General features: G+C 39.1%; 21 protein-coding genes and 1 riboswitch. Of the genes, 5 read left to right on the top strand and 16 right to left on the bottom strand.

The features are described from left to right. The first annotated feature begins 237 nt into the window (after positions 1–237). Complete coding sequence (locus HWQ49_RS08815; RefSeq protein WP_188207246.1) at positions 238–753, top strand: GNAT family N-acetyltransferase; 516 nt, start codon at positions 238–240, stop codon at positions 751–753. 31 nt (positions 754–784) lie between these two features. Next, complete coding sequence (locus tag HWQ49_RS08810; RefSeq protein WP_188207245.1) at positions 785–1,333, top strand: histidine phosphatase family protein; 549 nt, start codon at positions 785–787, stop codon at positions 1,331–1,333. Here HWQ49_RS08810 and HWQ49_RS08805 read toward each other — a convergent pair. The 4 genes from HWQ49_RS08805 to HWQ49_RS08790 form a co-directional block, all read right to left on the bottom strand. Beyond that, complete coding sequence (locus tag HWQ49_RS08805) at positions 1,308–1,760, bottom strand: HIT family protein (protein ID WP_188207244.1); 453 nt, start codon at positions 1,758–1,760, stop codon at positions 1,308–1,310. The genes HWQ49_RS08810 and HWQ49_RS08805 overlap by 26 nt on opposite strands. An 83-nt stretch (positions 1,761–1,843) precedes the next feature. Beyond that, the gene (locus tag HWQ49_RS08800; protein ID WP_188207243.1) at positions 1,844–2,335 is read right to left on the bottom strand and encodes an NUDIX hydrolase; all 492 of its coding nucleotides are present in this window, start codon (positions 2,333–2,335) and stop codon (positions 1,844–1,846) included. 166 nt (positions 2,336–2,501) lie between these two features. Beyond that, positions 2,502–3,317, bottom strand: coding sequence for a cytochrome c oxidase assembly protein (locus HWQ49_RS08795; protein WP_188207242.1), 816 nt, complete (start codon positions 3,315–3,317; stop codon positions 2,502–2,504). After that, a complete protein-coding gene (locus HWQ49_RS08790; RefSeq protein WP_188207241.1) occupies positions 3,317–3,760 on the bottom strand; it encodes a DUF2243 domain-containing protein in 444 nt (147 codons plus the stop codon). Before HWQ49_RS08790 ends, HWQ49_RS08795 begins: the two co-directional genes overlap by 1 nt. Before the next feature lie 170 nt (positions 3,761–3,930). Here HWQ49_RS08790 and guaC point away from each other — a divergent pair, with 170 nt between their 5' ends. After that, positions 3,931–4,914, top strand: coding sequence for a GMP reductase (guaC, locus tag HWQ49_RS08785; protein WP_188207240.1), 984 nt, complete (start codon positions 3,931–3,933; stop codon positions 4,912–4,914). Between the two features lie 247 nt (positions 4,915–5,161). Here the strand turns inward: guaC and pepF are convergent, their stop codons facing one another. The 3 genes from pepF to HWQ49_RS08770 all read right to left on the bottom strand — a co-directional run bounded on the left by pepF (position 5,162) and on the right by HWQ49_RS08770 (position 8,057). Continuing rightward, a complete protein-coding gene (gene pepF, locus HWQ49_RS08780; protein WP_188207239.1) occupies positions 5,162–6,970 on the bottom strand; it encodes an oligoendopeptidase F in 1,809 nt (602 codons plus the stop codon). 171 nt (positions 6,971–7,141) lie between these two features. Further along, positions 7,142–7,543 carry a SecDF P1 head subdomain-containing protein gene (locus tag HWQ49_RS08775; RefSeq protein WP_188207238.1) on the bottom strand — a complete coding sequence of 134 codons (402 nt, stop codon included), beginning with the start codon at positions 7,541–7,543 and terminating at the stop codon, positions 7,142–7,144. After that, entirely contained in the window at positions 7,536–8,057 is a 522-nt protein-coding gene (locus HWQ49_RS08770) for a DUF5412 family protein (RefSeq protein WP_188207237.1), read from the bottom strand. The genes HWQ49_RS08775 and HWQ49_RS08770 overlap by 8 nt, the downstream gene beginning before the upstream one ends. A gap of 132 nt (positions 8,058–8,189) precedes the next feature. Here HWQ49_RS08770 and HWQ49_RS08765 point away from each other — a divergent pair, with 132 nt between their 5' ends. Then, complete coding sequence (locus HWQ49_RS08765) at positions 8,190–10,007, top strand: S9 family peptidase (protein ID WP_188207236.1); 1,818 nt, start codon at positions 8,190–8,192, stop codon at positions 10,005–10,007. A gap of 80 nt (positions 10,008–10,087) precedes the next feature. On the opposite strand, the gene HWQ49_RS08760 is transcribed toward HWQ49_RS08765, so the two are convergent. Beyond that, positions 10,088–10,870 (bottom strand): Cof-type HAD-IIB family hydrolase, encoded by a 783-nt coding sequence (locus HWQ49_RS08760; protein WP_188207235.1) that lies wholly within the window; start codon positions 10,868–10,870, stop codon positions 10,088–10,090. A gap of 202 nt (positions 10,871–11,072) precedes the next feature. Between HWQ49_RS08760 and HWQ49_RS08755 the strand changes: the two genes are divergently transcribed. Next, positions 11,073–11,966 carry a DMT family transporter gene (locus HWQ49_RS08755; protein ID WP_188207234.1) on the top strand — a complete coding sequence of 298 codons (894 nt, stop codon included), beginning with the start codon at positions 11,073–11,075 and terminating at the stop codon, positions 11,964–11,966. A gap of 312 nt (positions 11,967–12,278) precedes the next feature. On the opposite strand, the gene HWQ49_RS08750 is transcribed toward HWQ49_RS08755, so the two are convergent. The 8 genes from HWQ49_RS08750 to HWQ49_RS08715 form a co-directional block, all read right to left on the bottom strand. Next, complete coding sequence (locus HWQ49_RS08750) at positions 12,279–13,799, bottom strand: glycine betaine uptake BCCT transporter (protein WP_188207233.1); 1,521 nt, start codon at positions 13,797–13,799, stop codon at positions 12,279–12,281. Between the two features lie 285 nt (positions 13,800–14,084). After that, a complete protein-coding gene (gene thiE / locus HWQ49_RS08745) occupies positions 14,085–14,717 on the bottom strand; it encodes a thiamine phosphate synthase (protein ID WP_188207232.1) in 633 nt (210 codons plus the stop codon). Further along, positions 14,717–15,523: a bifunctional hydroxymethylpyrimidine kinase/phosphomethylpyrimidine kinase gene (thiD, locus tag HWQ49_RS08740; RefSeq protein WP_188207231.1), complete on the bottom strand. Its 807-nt coding sequence runs from the start codon at positions 15,521–15,523 to the stop codon at positions 14,717–14,719. Before thiD ends, thiE begins: the two co-directional genes overlap by 1 nt. A 14-nt stretch (positions 15,524–15,537) precedes the next feature. Next, positions 15,538–16,557 (bottom strand): thiazole biosynthesis adenylyltransferase ThiF, encoded by a 1,020-nt coding sequence (locus HWQ49_RS08735; RefSeq protein ID WP_188207230.1) that lies wholly within the window; start codon positions 16,555–16,557, stop codon positions 15,538–15,540. 17 nt (positions 16,558–16,574) lie between these two features. Then, positions 16,575–16,778 carry a sulfur carrier protein ThiS gene (gene thiS, locus HWQ49_RS08730; RefSeq protein ID WP_188207229.1) on the bottom strand — a complete coding sequence of 68 codons (204 nt, stop codon included), beginning with the start codon at positions 16,776–16,778 and terminating at the stop codon, positions 16,575–16,577. Then, on the bottom strand, positions 16,775–17,377 hold the full coding sequence (locus HWQ49_RS08725) for a thiamine phosphate synthase (protein WP_188207228.1): 603 nt from the start codon (positions 17,375–17,377) through the stop codon (positions 16,775–16,777). Before HWQ49_RS08725 ends, thiS begins: the two co-directional genes overlap by 4 nt. A 22-nt stretch (positions 17,378–17,399) precedes the next feature. After that, on the bottom strand, positions 17,400–18,512 hold the full coding sequence (thiH, locus tag HWQ49_RS08720) for a 2-iminoacetate synthase ThiH (RefSeq protein ID WP_188207227.1): 1,113 nt from the start codon (positions 18,510–18,512) through the stop codon (positions 17,400–17,402). Positions 18,513–18,578: 66 nt separating this feature from the next. Next, a complete protein-coding gene (locus HWQ49_RS08715) occupies positions 18,579–19,349 on the bottom strand; it encodes a thiazole synthase (protein ID WP_188207226.1) in 771 nt (256 codons plus the stop codon). Positions 19,350–19,646: 297 nt separating this feature from the next. Next, a riboswitch (TPP riboswitch) is annotated at positions 19,647–19,749 on the bottom strand. Between the last annotated feature and the right edge of the window lie 38 nt (positions 19,750–19,787).

Raw genomic sequence — 19,787 nt, 5'->3', positions numbered from 1 at the left:
CCTCTGAACATCGGACCAAGCACCGCGACAGTCGGACGACAGCTCTGAACGTCGGATCAAGCACCGCGACAGTCGGACGACAGCTCTGAACGTCGGATCAAGCACCGCGACAGTCTATAGATTCTCACCACGATAGACAAATTAATTCCAAACTCAAATGAATTATCCAGTATTAAAGGAATAAACTGCCTATTTGTCGAAATGAGTTCATAACAAAAGGGGATTAGGTGGGATTACATGAAGATAAGAGAAGCAACTATTTCTGATGCGACAGGCATTGGAAAAGTACATGTTGATGCGTGGATAACGACATACAAAGGGATCGTCCCTGACGAATATCTCGACCGCTTAACATATGAAAAACGGACTAGGTTATGGGAAAGTAATATTTCAAAAGAAGACCAGTATATTTGTGTCGCAGAAACCAATGACAACGAGATTGTTGGTTTTGCCAGTGGTGGTAAAAGAGTGACCAATCATCTTGATCACTCCGGCGACTTGACCTCTATTTATATCCTTAAAGAGTACCAAGGACAAGGAATTGGAAAAGGGCTAATGAAGCAAATGTTTACTAAGTTTACTGAATTAGGCTACAAGACCATTTTTGTTGAAGTATTAGAAAGTAATGAATCCCGTTTTTTCTATGAGGGATTTAATGCTAAATTTTATGAAAAGACAACCATCACTATCCAGGATAAAGAACTAGACTTGTTAATCTATCAATGGAAAGATATTGACAAACTACTTTCATAATGAAATTCTACTAGGTAACGAGGTGATGACCATGACTAAAAACATTTTTATAATTAGACATTGTAAAGCTGATGGACAAGCGCCTGAGGCTAAATTAACTACCCATGGAGAGAAGCAAGCAGAGGAGTTGGTAGACTTTTTTTCAGACCAACCTATCGATCGAATCATCTCTAGTCCGTATATAAGAGCGATCGGATCCATTAAACCGTTAAGTAATAAACTAAATCTTCCAATTAATGTGGATCCTCGCTTAGCTGAAAGAGTGTTAAGTACAAGCGATCTACCTAACTGGATGGAACAACTAGAAGCAACGTTTGATAATATTGATCTGAAATTAGAAGGAGGAGAATCCAATCGTGAAGCACTCACTCGTGGTCGCGAGGTAATTCATGAAATACTAAACGGAGACGATGAAAATACGATCATCGTTTCGCACGGGGGATTAATATCTATTCTATTAAGTCATTATATGAATGGGTTTGGTTTTACAGGATGGCGTGGCTTATCGAACCCAGATGTCTACTTACTAACGAATCAGCATGGTGAAATAATTGTTAAACGCATTTGGGAGAAGGGATAAGGTGAGGACTTCCACACCTTATCCCTCGCTTATTCTCTTCCCCCTTAAACATATACCGTATACCTTTGCCAGCCAATGGTTCGTCTTCAAATCTCGGTATGACATGTAAATGCGCATGGAAAATATGTTGGCCTCCAATTTCTCCACAATTCCACCCGACATTGTAACCTTGAGGTTGAAAAGTCTGGTCAAGATGGCCTTTTACCTGTTGCAATAAATCGTGGGTTGCCTCCCATTCCTTGCGACTCAAATCAAACACTGTCTCTCTATGCATCCTTGGAACAATGAGTCCAGAACCTTCTAGTTGACTTCCTTTAATTTGAGCTTGATCTAACTGTAAAAACATGCAGTGTTCATTACTAAGAATAATCTTTTGATCGGGTTCCAAGTCTGGGTCGCAAAAAACACAATGCTTTCCTTCTGTCATGATAAAACCCCTCTACTCCATTACCTTATTGTTGCTTCAGCCTAACCTAAGTTAACACTAGACCTACACGAGTACTCACTCTTTTACAAACCGATATTTCCTTTGGCATATTCATTTAAAATCTCTCGCTGTGGAATTGGAACCCCTTCAGGTAATTGATCAATCGGAAAGAAGCCATAATCTGAGATTTCTGGACTCTTTTGAAATGTACCAGACACTAACTTACCTCGATAATACAAATCAATTCGATCAGGATGACTATTATAATTGGCTTTTAAAATTGAGGTAATTTCAACATTTAATTTGGTCTCCTCATATATCTCTCGTGTAATTCCACTAACAGGATCCTCGTACTCCATTAATCCACTAGGAATCCCCCAAGGCTCTTCACGATATGTATGTTTTAAAAGTAGGATTTCTCCATGTTCATTTTCAATAATTCCTAACACAGTCACTAAAAACTTTCGTGCAGCACGATGAGCCATATTTCTCTTAAACTTTCGAGAAACAGGGAGCTTACGCCACAAAAAGATAATCAATGAGTTAGGAAGTTTACTTGTAATCCAGCGAATCATTTGCTAAACACCTCAGATGAAGTTCATTTATTTTCTTAAATGAAGATTTCCTTAGGAACACATCTATCATACTAAAAATAATGTCAGTTGTCTTTTAAAAATTAATTCAATCTAAACGACCCCAAAATGAAAAAATGCCAAGTATACACCTGGCACTTCCCTATGACTAACTTAAGGCTCTTGTTTTTATGGCCTGCTTAGGTGCTGTGGATTGATACCATTGGTAAAACAAAATGGTAATAATCACTGCATCAACCACATCACCACCATAATACATCAACATCCCACCCGTCTGAGCTTGATCTACTGGGACCCCAGCAGGCGAATTCGCATAAATTTGTTTAGCTAACATCCCATGACCTGCTAATGCGAATATAAACACAATCGTCCGATATAAATACGATCTTCTGTGTGGTGTTGGATCAATATAAATCATGGAAATGGTAAATAGGTATCCTGCTAAAAAGACATGGATGTGAATGAAGACGTGTAATAAGAGCGAATGGTGCATCATGTTATATAAGTTAGTCATATAAAGAACCCCTAGGCCACCTACATTTAATAGTGAAGCAACTATTGGGTTGGTTATAAACTGAGCATATGTCGAGTTCAATATTTTGGTTACACGTTTAGCCTTTTTGACAGATAAAGCGCGTAAAATCAACGTCATCGGTGCAGCTAGAACCATCAGCAGTGGACCGAGCATGCCTAACAATAGATGATTCAACATATGGTAAATAAAATCTGAATGAGCTTTTATTGCCAATGGACCAACAACAGCACTTAGAGAAATTAATGACCCCGATACCATAAAAATAGTACGATACACTCGCCATTCTCTTCCACGTTTTTCAGATACGATTAAAGCAGTTATGTAAATAATTAACGCACATATAAATGGGATTGCGAGAATGATTTGTGAAATTAATCCTGTCACTTCCGAAACTGATCCATTTTCAATCACATGATGATGCATCGCCATTAGCTTTCCTTCGTTTTCTTGTTACTTTTAGAACGTCTTACCATAAGCACACCAATGACTAAAATAACCACAGCAACCATATTCCAAACAAGGTCATAAATAATCACATGGTCCACATACCTTATTTGATGTATGCGCATTAATTTATGTTGAATAACGCCATCGTATAATTGAAATGCCCCAACTCCAATTAATACACCACCCCACCAACGTCTGGCCTGATAACTTTGACGACGGTTTAGATCAGCTAATAGAAACAATCCACCAATTGTCGCAAACCAACTAAAGGCATGAAATAATCCATCTGATAAAATGCCTACCTCAGTTGTCGACTTATCATAAAAATGGTGCCATTGTAATAACTGATGAAAGACGAATTCATCTATAAAAGCAATACCACCAATTCCGAACAATACACCTGCCCAAATATTTCTTCTTATCATATACACTCTCCTAATTACCAAATTTCCTTAACCATTGTTTCCAATCGCATATAATTTAACCTAAACTATAAAAATCGCTTTGACATTTTCAAAAATATAAGTTAAATTACCAATGTACGAACAATTTATTTTATAACATGAAAAATATTCGTTTTTTAGGAGAGATTACTATGGAAAATGTATTTGATTACGAAGATATTCAACTAATCCCTGCAAAATGTGTCGTAAATAGCCGTTCTGAATGTGATACAACCATTAAATTTGGTGGAAATACATTTAAACTGCCTGTTGTCCCAGCTAATATGCAGACCATTATTGATGAACATATTGCTACTAAACTTGCTGAAGATGGTTATTTTTATATTATGCATCGATTCGAACCTGAGAAACGTTTGGATTTTGTTAAAGACATGAAGTCACGAGGACTCATTTCATCAATAAGTGTTGGCGTTAAGGAAGAGGAATACCCATTTATTGAACAATTAAAAGAAGGTAATTTAACACCTGATTACATCACGATTGATATTGCCCATGGTCATTCTGAAGCAGTAATCAATATGATTAAGCATATTAAAAACCATCTGCCTCATAGTTTCGTCATTGCTGGGAATGTTGGTACACCTGAAGCTGTTAGAGAACTAGAGAATGCCGGAGCTGATGCAACTAAGGTAGGCATTGGACCAGGTAAAGTTTGTATTACGAAGATTAAAACTGGATTTGGCACAGGTGGTTGGCAACTAGCAGCTCTTCGCTGGTGTGCGAAGGTTGCGAGTAAGCCGATCATTGCTGACGGTGGGATTCGTACACATGGGGACATCGCTAAATCAATCCGCTTCGGTGCGTCTATGGTCATGATTGGCTCTTTATTTGCTGGGCACGAAGAGTCTCCAGGTCAAACTGTTGAAAAAGATGGCAAACTTTATAAAGAGTATTTCGGCTCCGCTTCGGAATTTCAAAAAGGTGAGAAGAAGAACGTCGAAGGAAAGAAAATGTACGTGGAACATAAAGGAGCGATAAATGATACTTTAACAGAGATGGAACAGGACCTTCAATCAGCCATTTCATACGCTGGGGGAACAAAGCTAGACTCAATCCGTCATGTCGATTATGTGGTTGTTAAAAACTCTATCTTTAATGGTGATAAAGTTTATTAATAAAGCAAGTGCCGAGCTGTTTTCAGCCCGGCACTTTTCCATAGCTAGATTTTTTATATAGACTCATAGGATCGACAGTCGACTAACAATTGTCGTCACTCGGACGCTTGTTATCGGGACTCAGGTTACAGTTAACGACACTCAGCCCCTACTTATCGATACTAAACTACTTTTAACGACACTCATATAACCTTTATCGAGAGTCAGCATGAGTATATCGACACTTGAGCTGGAGTTATCGGCACTATCAATAACTCTTCTCGAGTTCGTCTACTAAACTACCAACATAAGCTACTGCTTGCTTAATGGGCTCTGGTGTGGATAAATCAACTCCTGCTTGCTGCATTAATTCAAGTGGTTTCAAGGTTCCACCTGCTTTTAATGCCGTTAACCAACGTTCGACAGCTGGCTGACCTTCTTCAAAGATCTTTTGAGATGCTGCTGTTGATGCGGTTAAACCAGCTGAATAAGTATATGGATAAAGCCCCATATAATAATGTGGTTGACGCATCCAAGTTAACCCTGCGCCTTCATCAATTTCAACCGCATCTCCCCAGAAGTTACGAAGCGCTTCTCTCTTTTGTTCGCATAGAACATCTGCTGTAATGGGTTGTCCTTGATCGGCTAACTCATAAATACGACGTTGCAACTCTCCTTCTAAAATATGGGTCACAAAGTTGTGGTAATACGTCCCAAGTGATTGAAGAATGACCCAACGATGCATCCGATCATCGTTCGACTTTTCCAAGATGGTCTTACTTAATAACATCTCGTTCATCGTAGATGGTGCTTCAATAAAGTATCTTGATGGACGTGTATTAGATAGATTTTGATTTTTCCCTGCTAGATAAAAGTGTCCAGCATGACCCAGTTCATGGGCTAAGGTGAAGGTATTTCGCATTGAACCTGTCCAAGTCATTAAAATATAAGGGTGTACACCGTATGGACTGGAACAAAAAGCCCCTGAACGCTTACCAACATTATCAGCTAAATCAACCCATCGCTCATTAAGGCCTTTTTCCATGATCTCCATATACTCAGGCCCCATAATTTGTAATGACTCTCTCACTAAATCTGCTGCTTCCTCATAAGTCACCTGTGGGTCGTAATCTGGATCAAGTGGCGCTTTAAGATCACAATAATACATTTTATCAAGACCTAAAACTCTCTTCTTTAACTTAGCGTAGCGACGCATGTGTGGGGCAAGTTCCTTTTGAATCGTATCTAACTGATTGTGATACATTTCCTTTGTGACTTGTTGTTCATGTAATAGCATATCTGTCACTGAATCAAACCCACGCAAACGGGCTTCAACTACTTGTTTTTTGACCTCGGTTTGAAAAGTCGCTGCATAGGTGTTTTTATATTGACTCAAAGTTTCGGTGAACGCACTATATGCCTTCCGTCTAAGCTCTGTATCAGCAGAGCCTTCATAAGTTGGAAATGAATTAAACGTCAATGGATACTCGACTCCATCGTCCGTTTTAAAAGCAGAAAACCTCATATCTGAAGTTTTACTTCGCTCGTAAATCATGTAAGGAGAGCTATGAACCTCTCCAAATGCCGCTAGAGCCTCTTCGACATCAGGTGAAAGTCGGTATGGTTTTTGTTCTTGTAAATCCATTAACTTTTTTTGAAAATCTTTTAAATCTGGTTCTTGTTGAATATAGTTTTTAATCGTTGTTTCCTCTAATTGTATAATTTCTGATTCAATAAACGATGTACTCGCACTGACTTCAGAAACGACTGATGCCGCTCGAGCAGACATCGCCTGATTATCCGGGTTCGTCCCATCAGAAGATTGACGAAGGTGAGCATAAGTCCTAACTCGAGTCACTCTCTGATCTAGAGCATCTTTAGCCTGTAAACAGTTTAATAGGTTTTCAGAACTTCCACTAAGAGTCCCCTTGTATTTAGTGACCAATTCTATATCTTGTTGAATCGCTCCTAATTCCTTTTCCCACTCCACTTCTGTTTCAAATAAATCACTTAAGTCCCACGTTTGTTCAACTGGTACCTCAGAGCGTTTTAGTGTACCCTTCGTTTGAGTCGTCATTTACATTCCCCTTTCCCATTTAACCATTAGTAAAATATTTCGTGAATCGAATTATATTTAATATTATAAACGCTAGTAAAAAGAAATGAAACACTAATGTGTGAATTTTCTTATTTCCATAAAAAAAGAGTTTGCCTTTGGTTTCTGACTCATGAGCAAACTCTTCTAACATCACTTTTGATTAATAACATCGACAATCTCCTGTGCCTTTTCCTCAGATAAATCCCCCTGAACCATGATACTGGAACTCTCAATCGGCATGGTAACTTTCGGGCTACTGATTAATTCATTATCCAAATAGATTGGCATGGTTTCACCGACACTGACTTCGGTTATCTCCTTAACGTAATTAGCATCTTCAAACTCAATCACGACTGCTATTTGGCCACCACCTTTAGTTGTTATGGAAGCTTCGGCAAAATCAGACATAGACGCAACTCGTTCCCCACCTTCATTTTCAATATATACCTCTTTATCATTATGGGTATTTTCACTACTATTACTACTACTTCCACACCCAATCAATATTAATAGGGATACCATAACAGTTATGATCGTTAACTTTCTACTCAATATAAACCTCTCCTTCAGCTAAATTAAATTGATGCAGATTGGCCATCAGCGTCGTATCATCAACCCATGCGACTTCTACTTCATCCATTCGATAATCATAAAAAACAGTTTTCTTTAACCAAAGTGGACCATCTAACTCTCCTACGATCCAAAATGATGTAGCCGCTCCGCCATTCATCCGGTAAAAATCAACCATATATTCTCCGTTGGGTGACTCAGTCGTATGAATTAACTCCTTTCCAACAAAAGATTCACGTGCAAGAGGGAGTAACAGTAGAATGATTAACCCTAATGAAAAAAGTAACGTCACTATTCCTCTAACAACTAAATACCATTTCCGTGTATTCGGCAATCCGACAATCGCCAAGACAAACGCCAGAATCGCCATAACCCACGTGATCAACGGTGGAGCTAATACCCAACCTCCATAAGCGTATGGAAAGAAGTATGGTACAGAAAACATAAGACAAAAAATTAATAACAAAAATGAAATCCAGCCTGAATACTTAACCAATCAAATCACTCCCTTAACATAAAATTCGACTACTTTCGGCAAATCCCCTCTTAAATCATGATCAAAAAAGGTATTTAATGACTTAAAGTAGAATGATAAGTTAATAAGCAGTTTAAAAGGAGATGATTTTGAATGACTAAAGAAGTGAAAACTCCACAAACATATTCAATTGAACAGTTCATGAACACCGAAAGCCTCACTGGTGTCGCTTTTTCTCATGATGACTCGACCATTCTATACGCTAGTGATTGTACTGGGGTATATAATGCTTTTTCCATCAATTTAAATGACAAACATACTAAACAACTCACACACTCAACAACAGATGCTGTCTTTCCAGTCAGTTTTCTCCCACAGGATCAACGCTTCATCTATGAAAGCGATGAAGGGGGTAACGAAATAACTCACCTCTATTTAAAAGAGGAGAATGGTGATGTTCAAGATTTAACACCTGGTGAACAAGAAAAAGCAATGTTCTATGGGTGGAGTGAGGATGAAAACAGCTTCTTCTATGAATCTAATAAACGTGATGAGCGTTATATGGACCTATACGAGATGAATATTAATACATTTACTCCTCAAATTCTTTTTAAAAATGAAGACGGTTACCAAATATCAGCGATCTCACCTAACAAAAAATATGTAGCTCTTCATAAACCAATTACAGCTAACAACTCTGATATGTTTATCTACTCACACGATGAAGGAACCCAACACCTTTCACCACATGAAGGGGATGTTCAATATATTCCTGTGGCGTTTGATGAGAAATCTGAACAACTCTATTTCCTTACCGACGAAGAAAGTGAATTTCTTCACCTTAAAAGAATGAATTTGTCAACTAAAGAAGTAGAAACTGTCGCAACCGAAGAATGGGATATCGTCATGGCAAGGTTCTCACCAAACTATAAATATTTAATCTATGCGATTAATCATGACGGGAAAATTAAGATCAAAATCGTGGAAGCTAGGACAGGGGAAATTATTGATATTCGTGGGATCCCCACTGGACAAATTAGTAATGTGAGAATTTCTCAAAGTGAACAGAAAATAGCCTTCTTACTCAATCGCTCAACCTCACCAGATAATTTATACGTTTATGATTTTGACAAACAAGAGTTGGATCGATTAACAGATACATTAAACCCAGAAATTGATCCTAATGACCTAGTAGAAGCTGAAGTTGTTCGTTATCCATCCTTTGATGGACTCTCAATCCCTGCCATTTATTACGAACCCCATTTAAATGAAGGTGAAAAAGCTCCAGCGCTCGTTTGGGTTCATGGTGGGCCAGGTGGTCAGTCAATGGTTAATTACCATCCATTTTTCCAATACTTAATCAATCACGGGTATGCAATTTTAGCGGTAAATAATCGTGGAAGCTCAGGTTATGGTAAATCTTTCTTTAAAGCTGCTGATTTAAAGCATGGTGAAGTTGACCTGGCTGATTGTATCGAAGCGAAAAAGTTCCTAACCTCAACTGGGAAGATTGACGAGGGTCGAATTGGCATTATTGGTGGTAGTTATGGTGGCTATATGGTACTTGCAGCGATGGCCTTTCAACCTGGTGAATTTGAAGTCGGTGTTGATATCTTCGGCGTTTCAAATTGGGAACGTACACTCAAAAGTATCCCATCTTGGTGGGAAGCGATTCGTGACGTGTTGTATAAAAAGATTGGCGATCCATACGAAGACAACGAATATATTCGCAGTATTTCACCGTTATTCCATGCTGAGAATATTGACAAACCACTCATCGTTCTACAAGGAGCCAATGATCCACGCGTCCTTCAAGAAGAGTCCGATGAAATCGTTGAATCGGTTAAGAAAAATGGCGTTCCTGTCGAGTATATCGTTTTCGATGATGAAGGGCATGGCTTTACGAAACGTCAGAACCGGATCACAGGCTACCAAGCAGTACGAGAATTTTTAGATCAACATTTGAAGTAAAATTGAGTCGGAGGTTTTCTCCGACTTTTTCTATTAATTCTAAGTTCGGTTTTAACCTCAATAAGCACCACGAAAACTGATTACTCTAATAATCCGACCATCTTCAGACCATGTAAGATACCATCATCTTCAACGGACTTCGTTTCATATCTAGCAGCTTCCTTAGCTCTCTTATGGCCATTGCCCATCGCGACGCCATGTTCAAGCTGCGATAACATTTCTAAATCATTTAGTGAGTCACCAAAAGCAACGGTATTCTCTTTTGGCACACCTAGTCTCTCAATGATTTTTTCGATGCCTTCTGCTTTAGAGCCTCCTGCAGGAATCACATCTACTGAAACTTCATGCCAGCGAATGAAATCAAACACTTCATACTGCGTCTCATAAGCCTTTTCCTCTCCCTCCACACAAAAAACCAACGCCTGGTAAATCTCACGGTCTTTATAGGAAGGGTCATATGTTGGGAATTGATCAATCTTTAAAGAAGAAATACTTTCTGTTACATGTTCATGCTCTGGAACATTCGACTTCATATCCTCATGATCCAAAAATACCATTGGGTGACCATTTTTAGTAGCCAAATCATTCATCGAATGAAGTGCCTCCTGATCTAGAGGATTTTTATAAATCACTTCACCTCTATAAACGACATATTGACCATTAAAACTAACAAAAGTTTCTATCTCAAGTTCCTTACGTAATTCCTCGAACATAAACGGAGCCCGTCCAGTTGCAATCGCCACTTCATGCCCTTCCTCTTTCAATTCAAAAATAGCATCCTTAGCGCTCTTAGGTAACTTTTTATCCTGATCTAAAAGCGTTCCATCAATATCAAAAAATACAATGTGTTGTGTCGTCGTCATTTTCTGCTTGCCTCCAAAAGTAGTCTGATTTCCAATCATATTATAAAGTAAGGTTGAATATGGGACAAACAATCTTCATCTTTCATAGTGTTAAATTTAACTTGTCTGTGGTCTAAATTAGGGCTGGCGTGCATCTACTTTATAAGCAAGAGAAGCCAAATTAACATGAGTTATTTTGTCATAACGACTAGGAGTGAAATTGTTGAAGGTACATACTGCCAATCTCTTCACCGGTTTACCACTTGTCATACTAGCAGCATTTTTTTGGGGAGTTGGTGGAGGGATTGCTGGTCTTTTATTAGACAAAGGATGGAGCCCTTTAGTAATCGCAGCTTTCCGGGCATTTATTGGATTACTATTCATTATTTTTTGGTATCTAAGTCATAAAAAAGTTAAACTGACGTTAAATCGTTCACTTATTTTCTGGTCTGTTGTTGCTGGTTGTGGTATGGCCGGTAATATTGGCTTTTATTTTATTAGTATTACTGAGACTAATATCCCCATTGCATCAACCCTTATGTACACCGCTCCTGTTTTTGTGTTGATTATATCAGCCCTATTTAGAATAGAAATTATTACCAAAATCAAGTTAGGGGCCACGATTGTTGTCATCACCGGCATTGTATTATTAACTGGCGTATACAATATGAGCTTCTTAAACATTAGTACATGGGGGATCATGAGTGGCTTATTATCTGGCTTATCTTACGCTATTTTTATTTTTGGCTATAAGTATAGTTCTGCATTTGGTAATTACATAACGGTGTTAATGGTATCAGCTTTCACTGAATTGATCCTATTATTTTCATTTTCTGAAAAACTTCAATTTTTACAAGTGGTGACCCATTTAAAAGACTTTGTTTTTTTCTTACTACTTGGCTTTGTAGGTGCTGGGTTAGCTTTATTTTTTTATGTTGTAGGCCTTAAAAAAGTAATGCCTGGCAGTGCCTCAGTTGTAGCGATGATTGAGCCTGTCACAGCGTCAAGTTTCGGTATATTTATATTAGGACAATTTATTAATGAAGTACAATTTATCGGTATGATAATCATTCTAATGACTGTTACTTTTCTAAGTTACTATACCATTAAAGAGTGAAGATCATCATTTAGAAATAACTTCCGACATGATACACTCACTTCATTAATCATTCAAAAATTTCCCTTTTTAAAAAAGGCTAGGACCTATTATGCCAAAGACGAACCGTGAACTCAATTTCCTTAGAAAATATACGCAGAATGATGGTCGGTGAAACACCACTTCATGTGCTATCACCGACACTATCGCATCCTGTGCGTCTGATGCTCACAAGTCACCCTAAGATCCACGAAGTATATTTCCAGAGTGGGAACTTTAACCTGTCGTTCGAATTATTCTTTAGTATAAACACCTGTTTCCCAGTCTGTTAATTCATTTCTTCTTCTTCCCATGATTTATTTCGCCAATCCCTAGTTCTTTCCCCTCTTTGTATATAGCTTTAACAAAACTAATCGCCATTAACAACATAATTATGGAGAATGGGAATGCGGCAATAATCATCGCATTTTCTAAAGCTTGAAGTCCACCTGTATATAATAAGGCGAGTGCCGTCGCTGATAAAAGCACACCCCATGTTAGTTTAATTCGGCGTCCTGGGTTTTCAGAACCACCTGTGGTCATCATGCCTAATACAAACGTTCCAGAGTCAGCAGAAGTAATAAAGAAAGTACTAATCAAGATAATGGCAACGATCGACGCAACCATCCCTAAGGGGAGATTGGCAAAAACACCGAATAGTGCTTCTTCAGTTGCAAGCTCAGAGATCATGTCGACTCCATCGTGCTCAAGTGAGATAGCTGTTCCTCCAAACGTAGAGAACCATAAGAACCCGATTATCGATGGGACAATTAAGACGGTTAGAACAAATTCCCTTATACTTCTACCTCTTGATACTCGGGCAATAAAAATACCGACAAATGGTGACCAGGCAATCCACCATGCCCAATAGAAGATGGTCCAGCCATTAATCCATTCTCTCGTTTCTTCATTTAACGGTGCGATTCTAAAACTCATCTCAGGGAGGTTTTGAACATAAGCACCTATGGAGTTAGTAAACATGTTTAAGATAAATAACGTTGGTCCAACTGTAAACACAAGTGCGAAAAGTAATACAGCTAGAACCATATTAGCATTACTCAAATACTTAATTCCTTTACCCAAACCTGTCCACGCTGAAATCATAAACAGAACCGTTACAATGGCTACAATAATTAACTGAACAATAAATCCACTAGGAATATCAAATAAATAGGTCAAACCACCATTTATTTGTACCGCACCAAATCCTAGCGTCGTAGCTACACCTAACACGGTCGCGATTACGGCTAAAATATCAATAACTCTCCCAACTGTTCCATCAGCCGAGTCACCAATAACTGGTTTTAAAGTTGCGCTCACCAGTCCACTTCTCCCATGTCGAAAGCTAAAATAAGCTAAGACTAAAGCAACAATACCGTAGATTGCCCACGCATGGATACCCCAATGAAAAAACGTAAAGCGCATAGCATCTCTGATCGCTTGATTGGTGCCTGTTTCACCAGTTGGGGAGCTGACTGCATAGTGACTAATTGGTTCAGCAGTCCCCCAGAACACTAAACCAATCCCCATCCCTGCACTAAACAACATAGCGATCCACGTTGGACGGGAAAACTCTGGTTTCTCACCTGGACTCCCTAATCTAATTTTCCCAACTGGAGTAATTAAAAAGACTAAACAAATAATGACAAATAACGTTACAACAATTAGATAATACCAGCCAAGTGTATCGGCAATAAATGCTTGCACGTTAGTCGTTAATTCCTCTAAACCATCAGGCCAAATAATACCTAATAGAACTAAAATCAACATAACACTTGCTGATATCTTAAAAACCGTTGTTAAGTTTTTTAGCATGTCGTGGTGTTCCCCTTTCTGTGTATAACAAAGGATTTACTAAAGGTCAGTGACACGACTTCATTCGATTGATGAAAGTTTTGCCTATAAATATTATCTTTAGGAAAAATACGTTTATTCATTCATACAATTCTCCACTCTATCTCTAGCATTTCCAACTATTGTTTCAAAATGTAAATTGTTTCGCATAACACCAATTTTGTAGGTTTAACACCATAACAACATTTGCTTAGAAGACATCAATCCATAAAAAATAGAGGTCCTAATTTAGAACCTCTGAAGGAATTACTTATTAAATTCTTTTGCTGCATACTTAGGGCTTTTAGCCTTGCTTATTGCTGAAATGACAGCTACCCCATTAGCACCAGCGTTAGTCACATATTCAGCATTTCCTTGATTGATGCCACCGATTCCAACTAAAGGAATGTCTGGCAGCTCTTCTCTAATCTCCTTTACAACGACTGGTCCTCGCACCTCTTCTATATCTTCTTTCGTCTTCGTATCAAACATAGGGCCAACACCGATATAATCAACATCATACTTATTGGCCTGAACGGCTTCTTCTACGTTATGCGTTGATAAACCGAGTATTTTCTGTTCACCAAGCTTCCTTTTAATTTCGTTAACATCTCCATCATCTTGGCCAATATGTAAACCATCTGCATCAAGTTCAAGAGCTAATTGAAGATCATCATTAACAATAAATGGGATCTCACACCTATGACAAACTTCCTTTAATCGCAACCCAAGTTGGACTCGCTCATCTCCAACTCGTGCCCCTTCACCTTTTTCCCGATATTGGAAGAAAGTAACTCCACCTTTAATGGCCTCTTCTAATGTTGTAACTGGATCATGAATACAGTTCTGACTCCCCATCACTAAATATAAAGACAGTTGTTGTTTTAAATCTCTAGTCATTAAACCTTCATTCTCCTCTCTTGGTAAGCCCAATGATTCGTTGGACCATGCCCTGAACCTATATGAAGGTCTTCTTCAATAGCAGCTTGGATATAATCCCGTGCAATCCAAATGGACTCAATCACTGGAGTTCCTTTAGCCAATTCAGCCGTAATAGCAGCTGAGAACGTACAACCAGTTCCATGCGTGTTTTCGGTATAGATTCGTTTGTTTTCCAGTAAGGTAAACTGATCTCCATCAAAAACTAAATCCATTACTGTGTCTGACTCAGCATGACCACCTTTAATAATGACATAATCAGCTCCTAAATCATAAAGCATTTTGGCAGCTTCTTGACGCTTTTTAAATGTGTCCAACTGTATCCCTGTGAGTGCTTCTGCTTCAGGAATATTTGGTGTAATGACAGTTGATTGTGGAATTAAATTGTTTTTCATCGCTAAAATAGCTTCATCTTGTAAAAGCTTCGCACCACTTTTAGCAATCATAACAGGGTCTATAACAACGTTCTCAAGGCTATACTGTTTTATTTTATCTGCTGTCGCATTGATCAGTTCGGCACTAAATAACATACCTGTTTTTAAAGCATTTGGTTTTAAATCTGACCCAATCGAATCCAGCTGTTCAATAACAGAGTCCACCGTCATCGGGTAAACCCCTTGGACTCCCAAAGTATTCTGTGCCGTAACAGCTGTAATCACTGACATCCCGTATGCTTTCAATTCCTGAAACGTTTTTAAATCGGCCTGAATCCCAGCTCCTCCACCTGAATCTGATCCAGCAATCGTTAAGGCTTTTCCTATCGTCATGTTCCTCCCCCTTTTTAACCGACTATCTTATGATAAAGACTCTTTGCCTCTGATATGTCGTTTACTCCATGTATTAGCACCCGACCATCTTTAAAAAAGACCATGCGATGATCTCCATTTGCAAAAGAAACAAGGAATGGATTACGGTTGACTTCACCATTCTGACTTTCTAAAATACGCTCTAAAGCGTCTAAATCTCTAGCCATCTTTTTTGGTGGACGTATTTGAACGGCATCTCGGCCACATAGGACCGCTGTTTTTGTCTGCTGTTCATAAGATAAATAAGGATATGTCGGGTGATCACCACAAGATGGACAATCACTATTTTTCATGCGCTCTACACCAATAGAGACATGCTCGTTATCCCACAGATCAAACGAAACTAACTTTTTCCGCAGTGAAGACCAGTCTTCTACCAAGATTTTCAATGCCTCTGCAGTTTGATACGAGACGACCATTTGAACTACGGGAGCGATGACCCCTATCGTGTCGCAGGTCGCACCTCCCAAAGGAACGGTCTGAAGCAAACAATTTAAGCATGGTGTTTCACCTGGAATCACCGTAAAACTTAACCCATAACTACTCACACATCCACCATAAATCCATGGAATATTAAATTTCTGGGCTACGTCATTAATAATAAAGCGAATATCAAAATTATCTGTTGCATCAATGATTAAATCCACACCTTGAGCTAGGCGTTCCATTTCTTCAACCGTAACGTCTTGAATCTCAGCATGAATCGTTACTGAAGAATTGACTTGATTTAGACGATCCTTTGCTGCAATAGCTTTAGGCATTCTAGCTTTAGCATCTTTCTCTGTGTAAAGTTGCTGACGTTGTAAATTACTTTCTTCTACATAATCACGGTCAACAATCGTTAAACGTCCAACGCCAGCACGGGCAAGAATCTCTGCATTTCCTGTCCCTAGAGCACCTGCTCCAATAATACAAACATGCTTTTGACCCAGTTTTTCCTGACCCTTTTCACCAATTGAATCAAATAACACCTGTCTTGAATATCGTTCCTGCATCAAGCGTCGCCTCCTTATCAACCACCACCAACAAACTGAACGAGCTCGACTCGGTCACCTTCTTGAATCGGTGTGTCCCTGTGCTTACTTGCTTCAATAATCCTTCCATTCAACTCGACAATCACATTCTTTTCAGATAAGTTATAGTCATTAACTAAATCAAAAACAGTCTGAAGCTGACTAGACAACTCACGTTGATCGCCATTAATATGAACAATCATTCTATTACACCTCCCCTGTATTGTTTAGCAATCTCCATCGGTTCTTTAGCGTCTAAAATCCCAGACATAACTGCTACGCCATGCGTACCACAAGTCACCACGTCGTTTACATTAACTGGTGTGATCCCACCAATAGCTATAACCGGAAGTTCAACACTTTCAACAAGCGACCTTAAATTATCTAACCCTTGTGGTTTTTGCCCTGGTTTGGATTGGCTTGTAAAAATGTGGCCAAATAGTACATAATCCGCACCATCCTTTTCTGCTTGCCTAGCTTCAGCAATCGTATGTACGGACTTCCCAATTTTTAATTCAGGATACTTTTCACGAACTTGTTTAATCTCCATGCTATGGTAGGCAAGTTGCACACCTTTCACTTGCCAATGATGTGCTAATTCTACCCGGTCATTTATGATGATCTGAGTTAAAGGTACCCCTGCCGACTTTAAAGCAGAAATCCCCTCTTCTAACTCTTCGTCAGATCGATGTTTTTCCCGTAAATGGACAAAATCAATATAAGGTAGTGCTTCAGCTACAATCTCAGCAAATTCTTTTAAAGGGAGCTTTCCATTTGAGATTAAGTGTATTTCTTTAACCACGTTTACGCTCACCCACTTTATGTTACGACTCAGTCATAATTTGCCAATCCTTCACAACTGGTTGATACCCTTGCTCTAATAACAAGGACTTGATTTCATCAACTGAACGCTCATCGGAAATTTCAAATTGGCTTTGTGTATTGTCAGGCTCTGTATAGCCTCCGACAACTGTTGAAGAGGCAGCTGACATCTTAGTAGTTCCTAAAGATAGAATCTGATCCCGGAATTCAGGCGCCTCTCTTGTAGAAACCGTAATTCCCGCACGTGGTTGGAAAATTCGAAACGCTAACATCGCCTGGACTAAATTCTTATCCGTGACGTCAACTTTGGGTTGAAATCCACCTGCACTTGGCCTGATCCGAGGGAAAGAGACTCCTACTTCAACATCCAAAAATTTATTCTGTAAATATTGAGCATGTAAACCAGTGATATAGCTTTCTCTTCGCCAATCATTTAAACCAAGTAGTGCCGCAATATTGACTGATCGCATACCCGCTTCGCAACCACGCTCAGGTGTATCCAAACGATAGTTAAAGAAACGTTTCGGTCCTTTGGTATGAAGTTCTCGGTAAATCTCCTCATCATACACCTCTTGATAGACGGTTAAGCTATCAATTCCACTATCAACTAACTCCTTATATTGGTCGGTATCTAGTGGTTGAATTTCCAGTCCAATTGATGAAAAGTACCTTGTTAACACTTCTAAGCATTGCTTAATATATTTAACAGACGAATGAAACATCGATTCTCCTGAAAGAAGAATAATATGTTCAATTCCCATGTCCGCAATCGCCTTTGCTTCTTTTTCCACTTCCTCCATCGTGAGAATTCTTCGTGGAAATACGTTATCCACACTAAAACTACAATACTTACACGTATTCACACAGTAGTCTGATAGATAAAGAGGCAGAAACAACTGAATCGTCTTTCCGAAATGTTGTACCGTCAATTGATGTGCTCTTTGTGCCATTTCTTCTAAATAATTTTCTGCTGCAGGCGACAACAAAGCGAAATAATCTTCTTCATTTATACGCTCCTTTTGTAACACCCTCTCAACATCTTGATTAGTAACATCTTTTAACATGTCTTCAAGTGATAATTGATTGACTCGCTCAAGTACATCATAAAAACTCATAAGTTATCCATCCCTTAACATAAGAATCTCTACTAAATCATATCCCGTCACAAAACTTGTATATTCCTATGAATTTAAGAATCCAGTTAATGGTGATGACGCTTTCGCTTTCATCGAAGTTGGCCCCAATCCTGCAAGGTAACCAGCTCGCCCCGCTTTTACCGCCTGATCAAACGCCTGCGCCATTAATACTGGATCATCCGCAGTGGCGATCGCTGTATTGACAAGAACTGCGTCTGCCCCCATCTCCATCGCTTCAGCCGCTTCTGATGGCCTGCCAATCCCTGCATCAACCACGACTGGAACATTAATTTCATCAATAATAATTTGAATCATTTCTTTCATCCGGATCCCACGATTAGACCCAATAGGTGAGCCCAAAGGCATAACCGTTGCTGCTCCTGACTCCTCTAATTGCTTAGCAGCCATCAAATCCGGTGTCATATAGGGCAGAACCACAAACCCTTCTTCAACTAAAGCTTCGGTTGCTTTAATCGTTTCTTCGTTATCTGGTAATAAGTATTTATTATCAGAAATAACCTCAATTTTGATCCAATTGCCCATCCCGGCAGCTTTAGCTAAACGAGCAATTCGAACCGCCTCTTCTGCAGTCCTCGCGCCAGATGTGTTCGGCATTAACGTCATATTTTGAGGAATATCATTTAAAATATATTCATCATTGCCATCTAGATCAACTCTTCTGACAGCTACCGTTACCACTTCAGAGTCCGATTGTCTAAGTGCTTCTTTCATCACTGTATGATCTGCAAATTTACCCGTACCTACAAAAAGGCGATTCTTTAATTCTTTACCAGCAATCACTAATGAATCATTCATTTTTCATCCCCCATTTTTTAAGAATAAGGCTCTGTTAAAGCTTAGTGTTGATAATAAGAAGATTTTCGCTTAGTTGTTGTATGGTGGGAGCGAAGGTGGCGACTCCTGTGGGAACATCACGAGCTGAAGATCCACTTGGGAAACGCTTTTCTTCCCAAGTTAGCTGAAGCCGTGCCCACGGAAAGCGTCCACCGGAAGCGAATCACCATAACAACAACGGACTTTAACAGAGCCAAAATAAAAAAGCTCACCCTTAGAGGATGAGCTTATTAAACGGTTTTTGAACCCTTATCATACAAACCATTTCCTAAGCTTCCCTCCGTTAGTTCTAACTAATTCAGGTTCAAAGGGTCGGAACTTTTTCCTCTCAGCCATTAAAATGGCACCCCTAGCCTTCTTACGATATTTAACTGTCTTAATCATAACATAACAAACTTT

The organism is Alkalibacillus aidingensis (assembly GCF_014595945.1).
GTDB classification, from domain to species: Bacteria; Bacillota; Bacilli; order Bacillales; family Alkalibacillaceae; genus Alkalibacillus; species Alkalibacillus aidingensis.
This window is presented reverse-complemented; position numbering and strand designations above follow the sequence as displayed.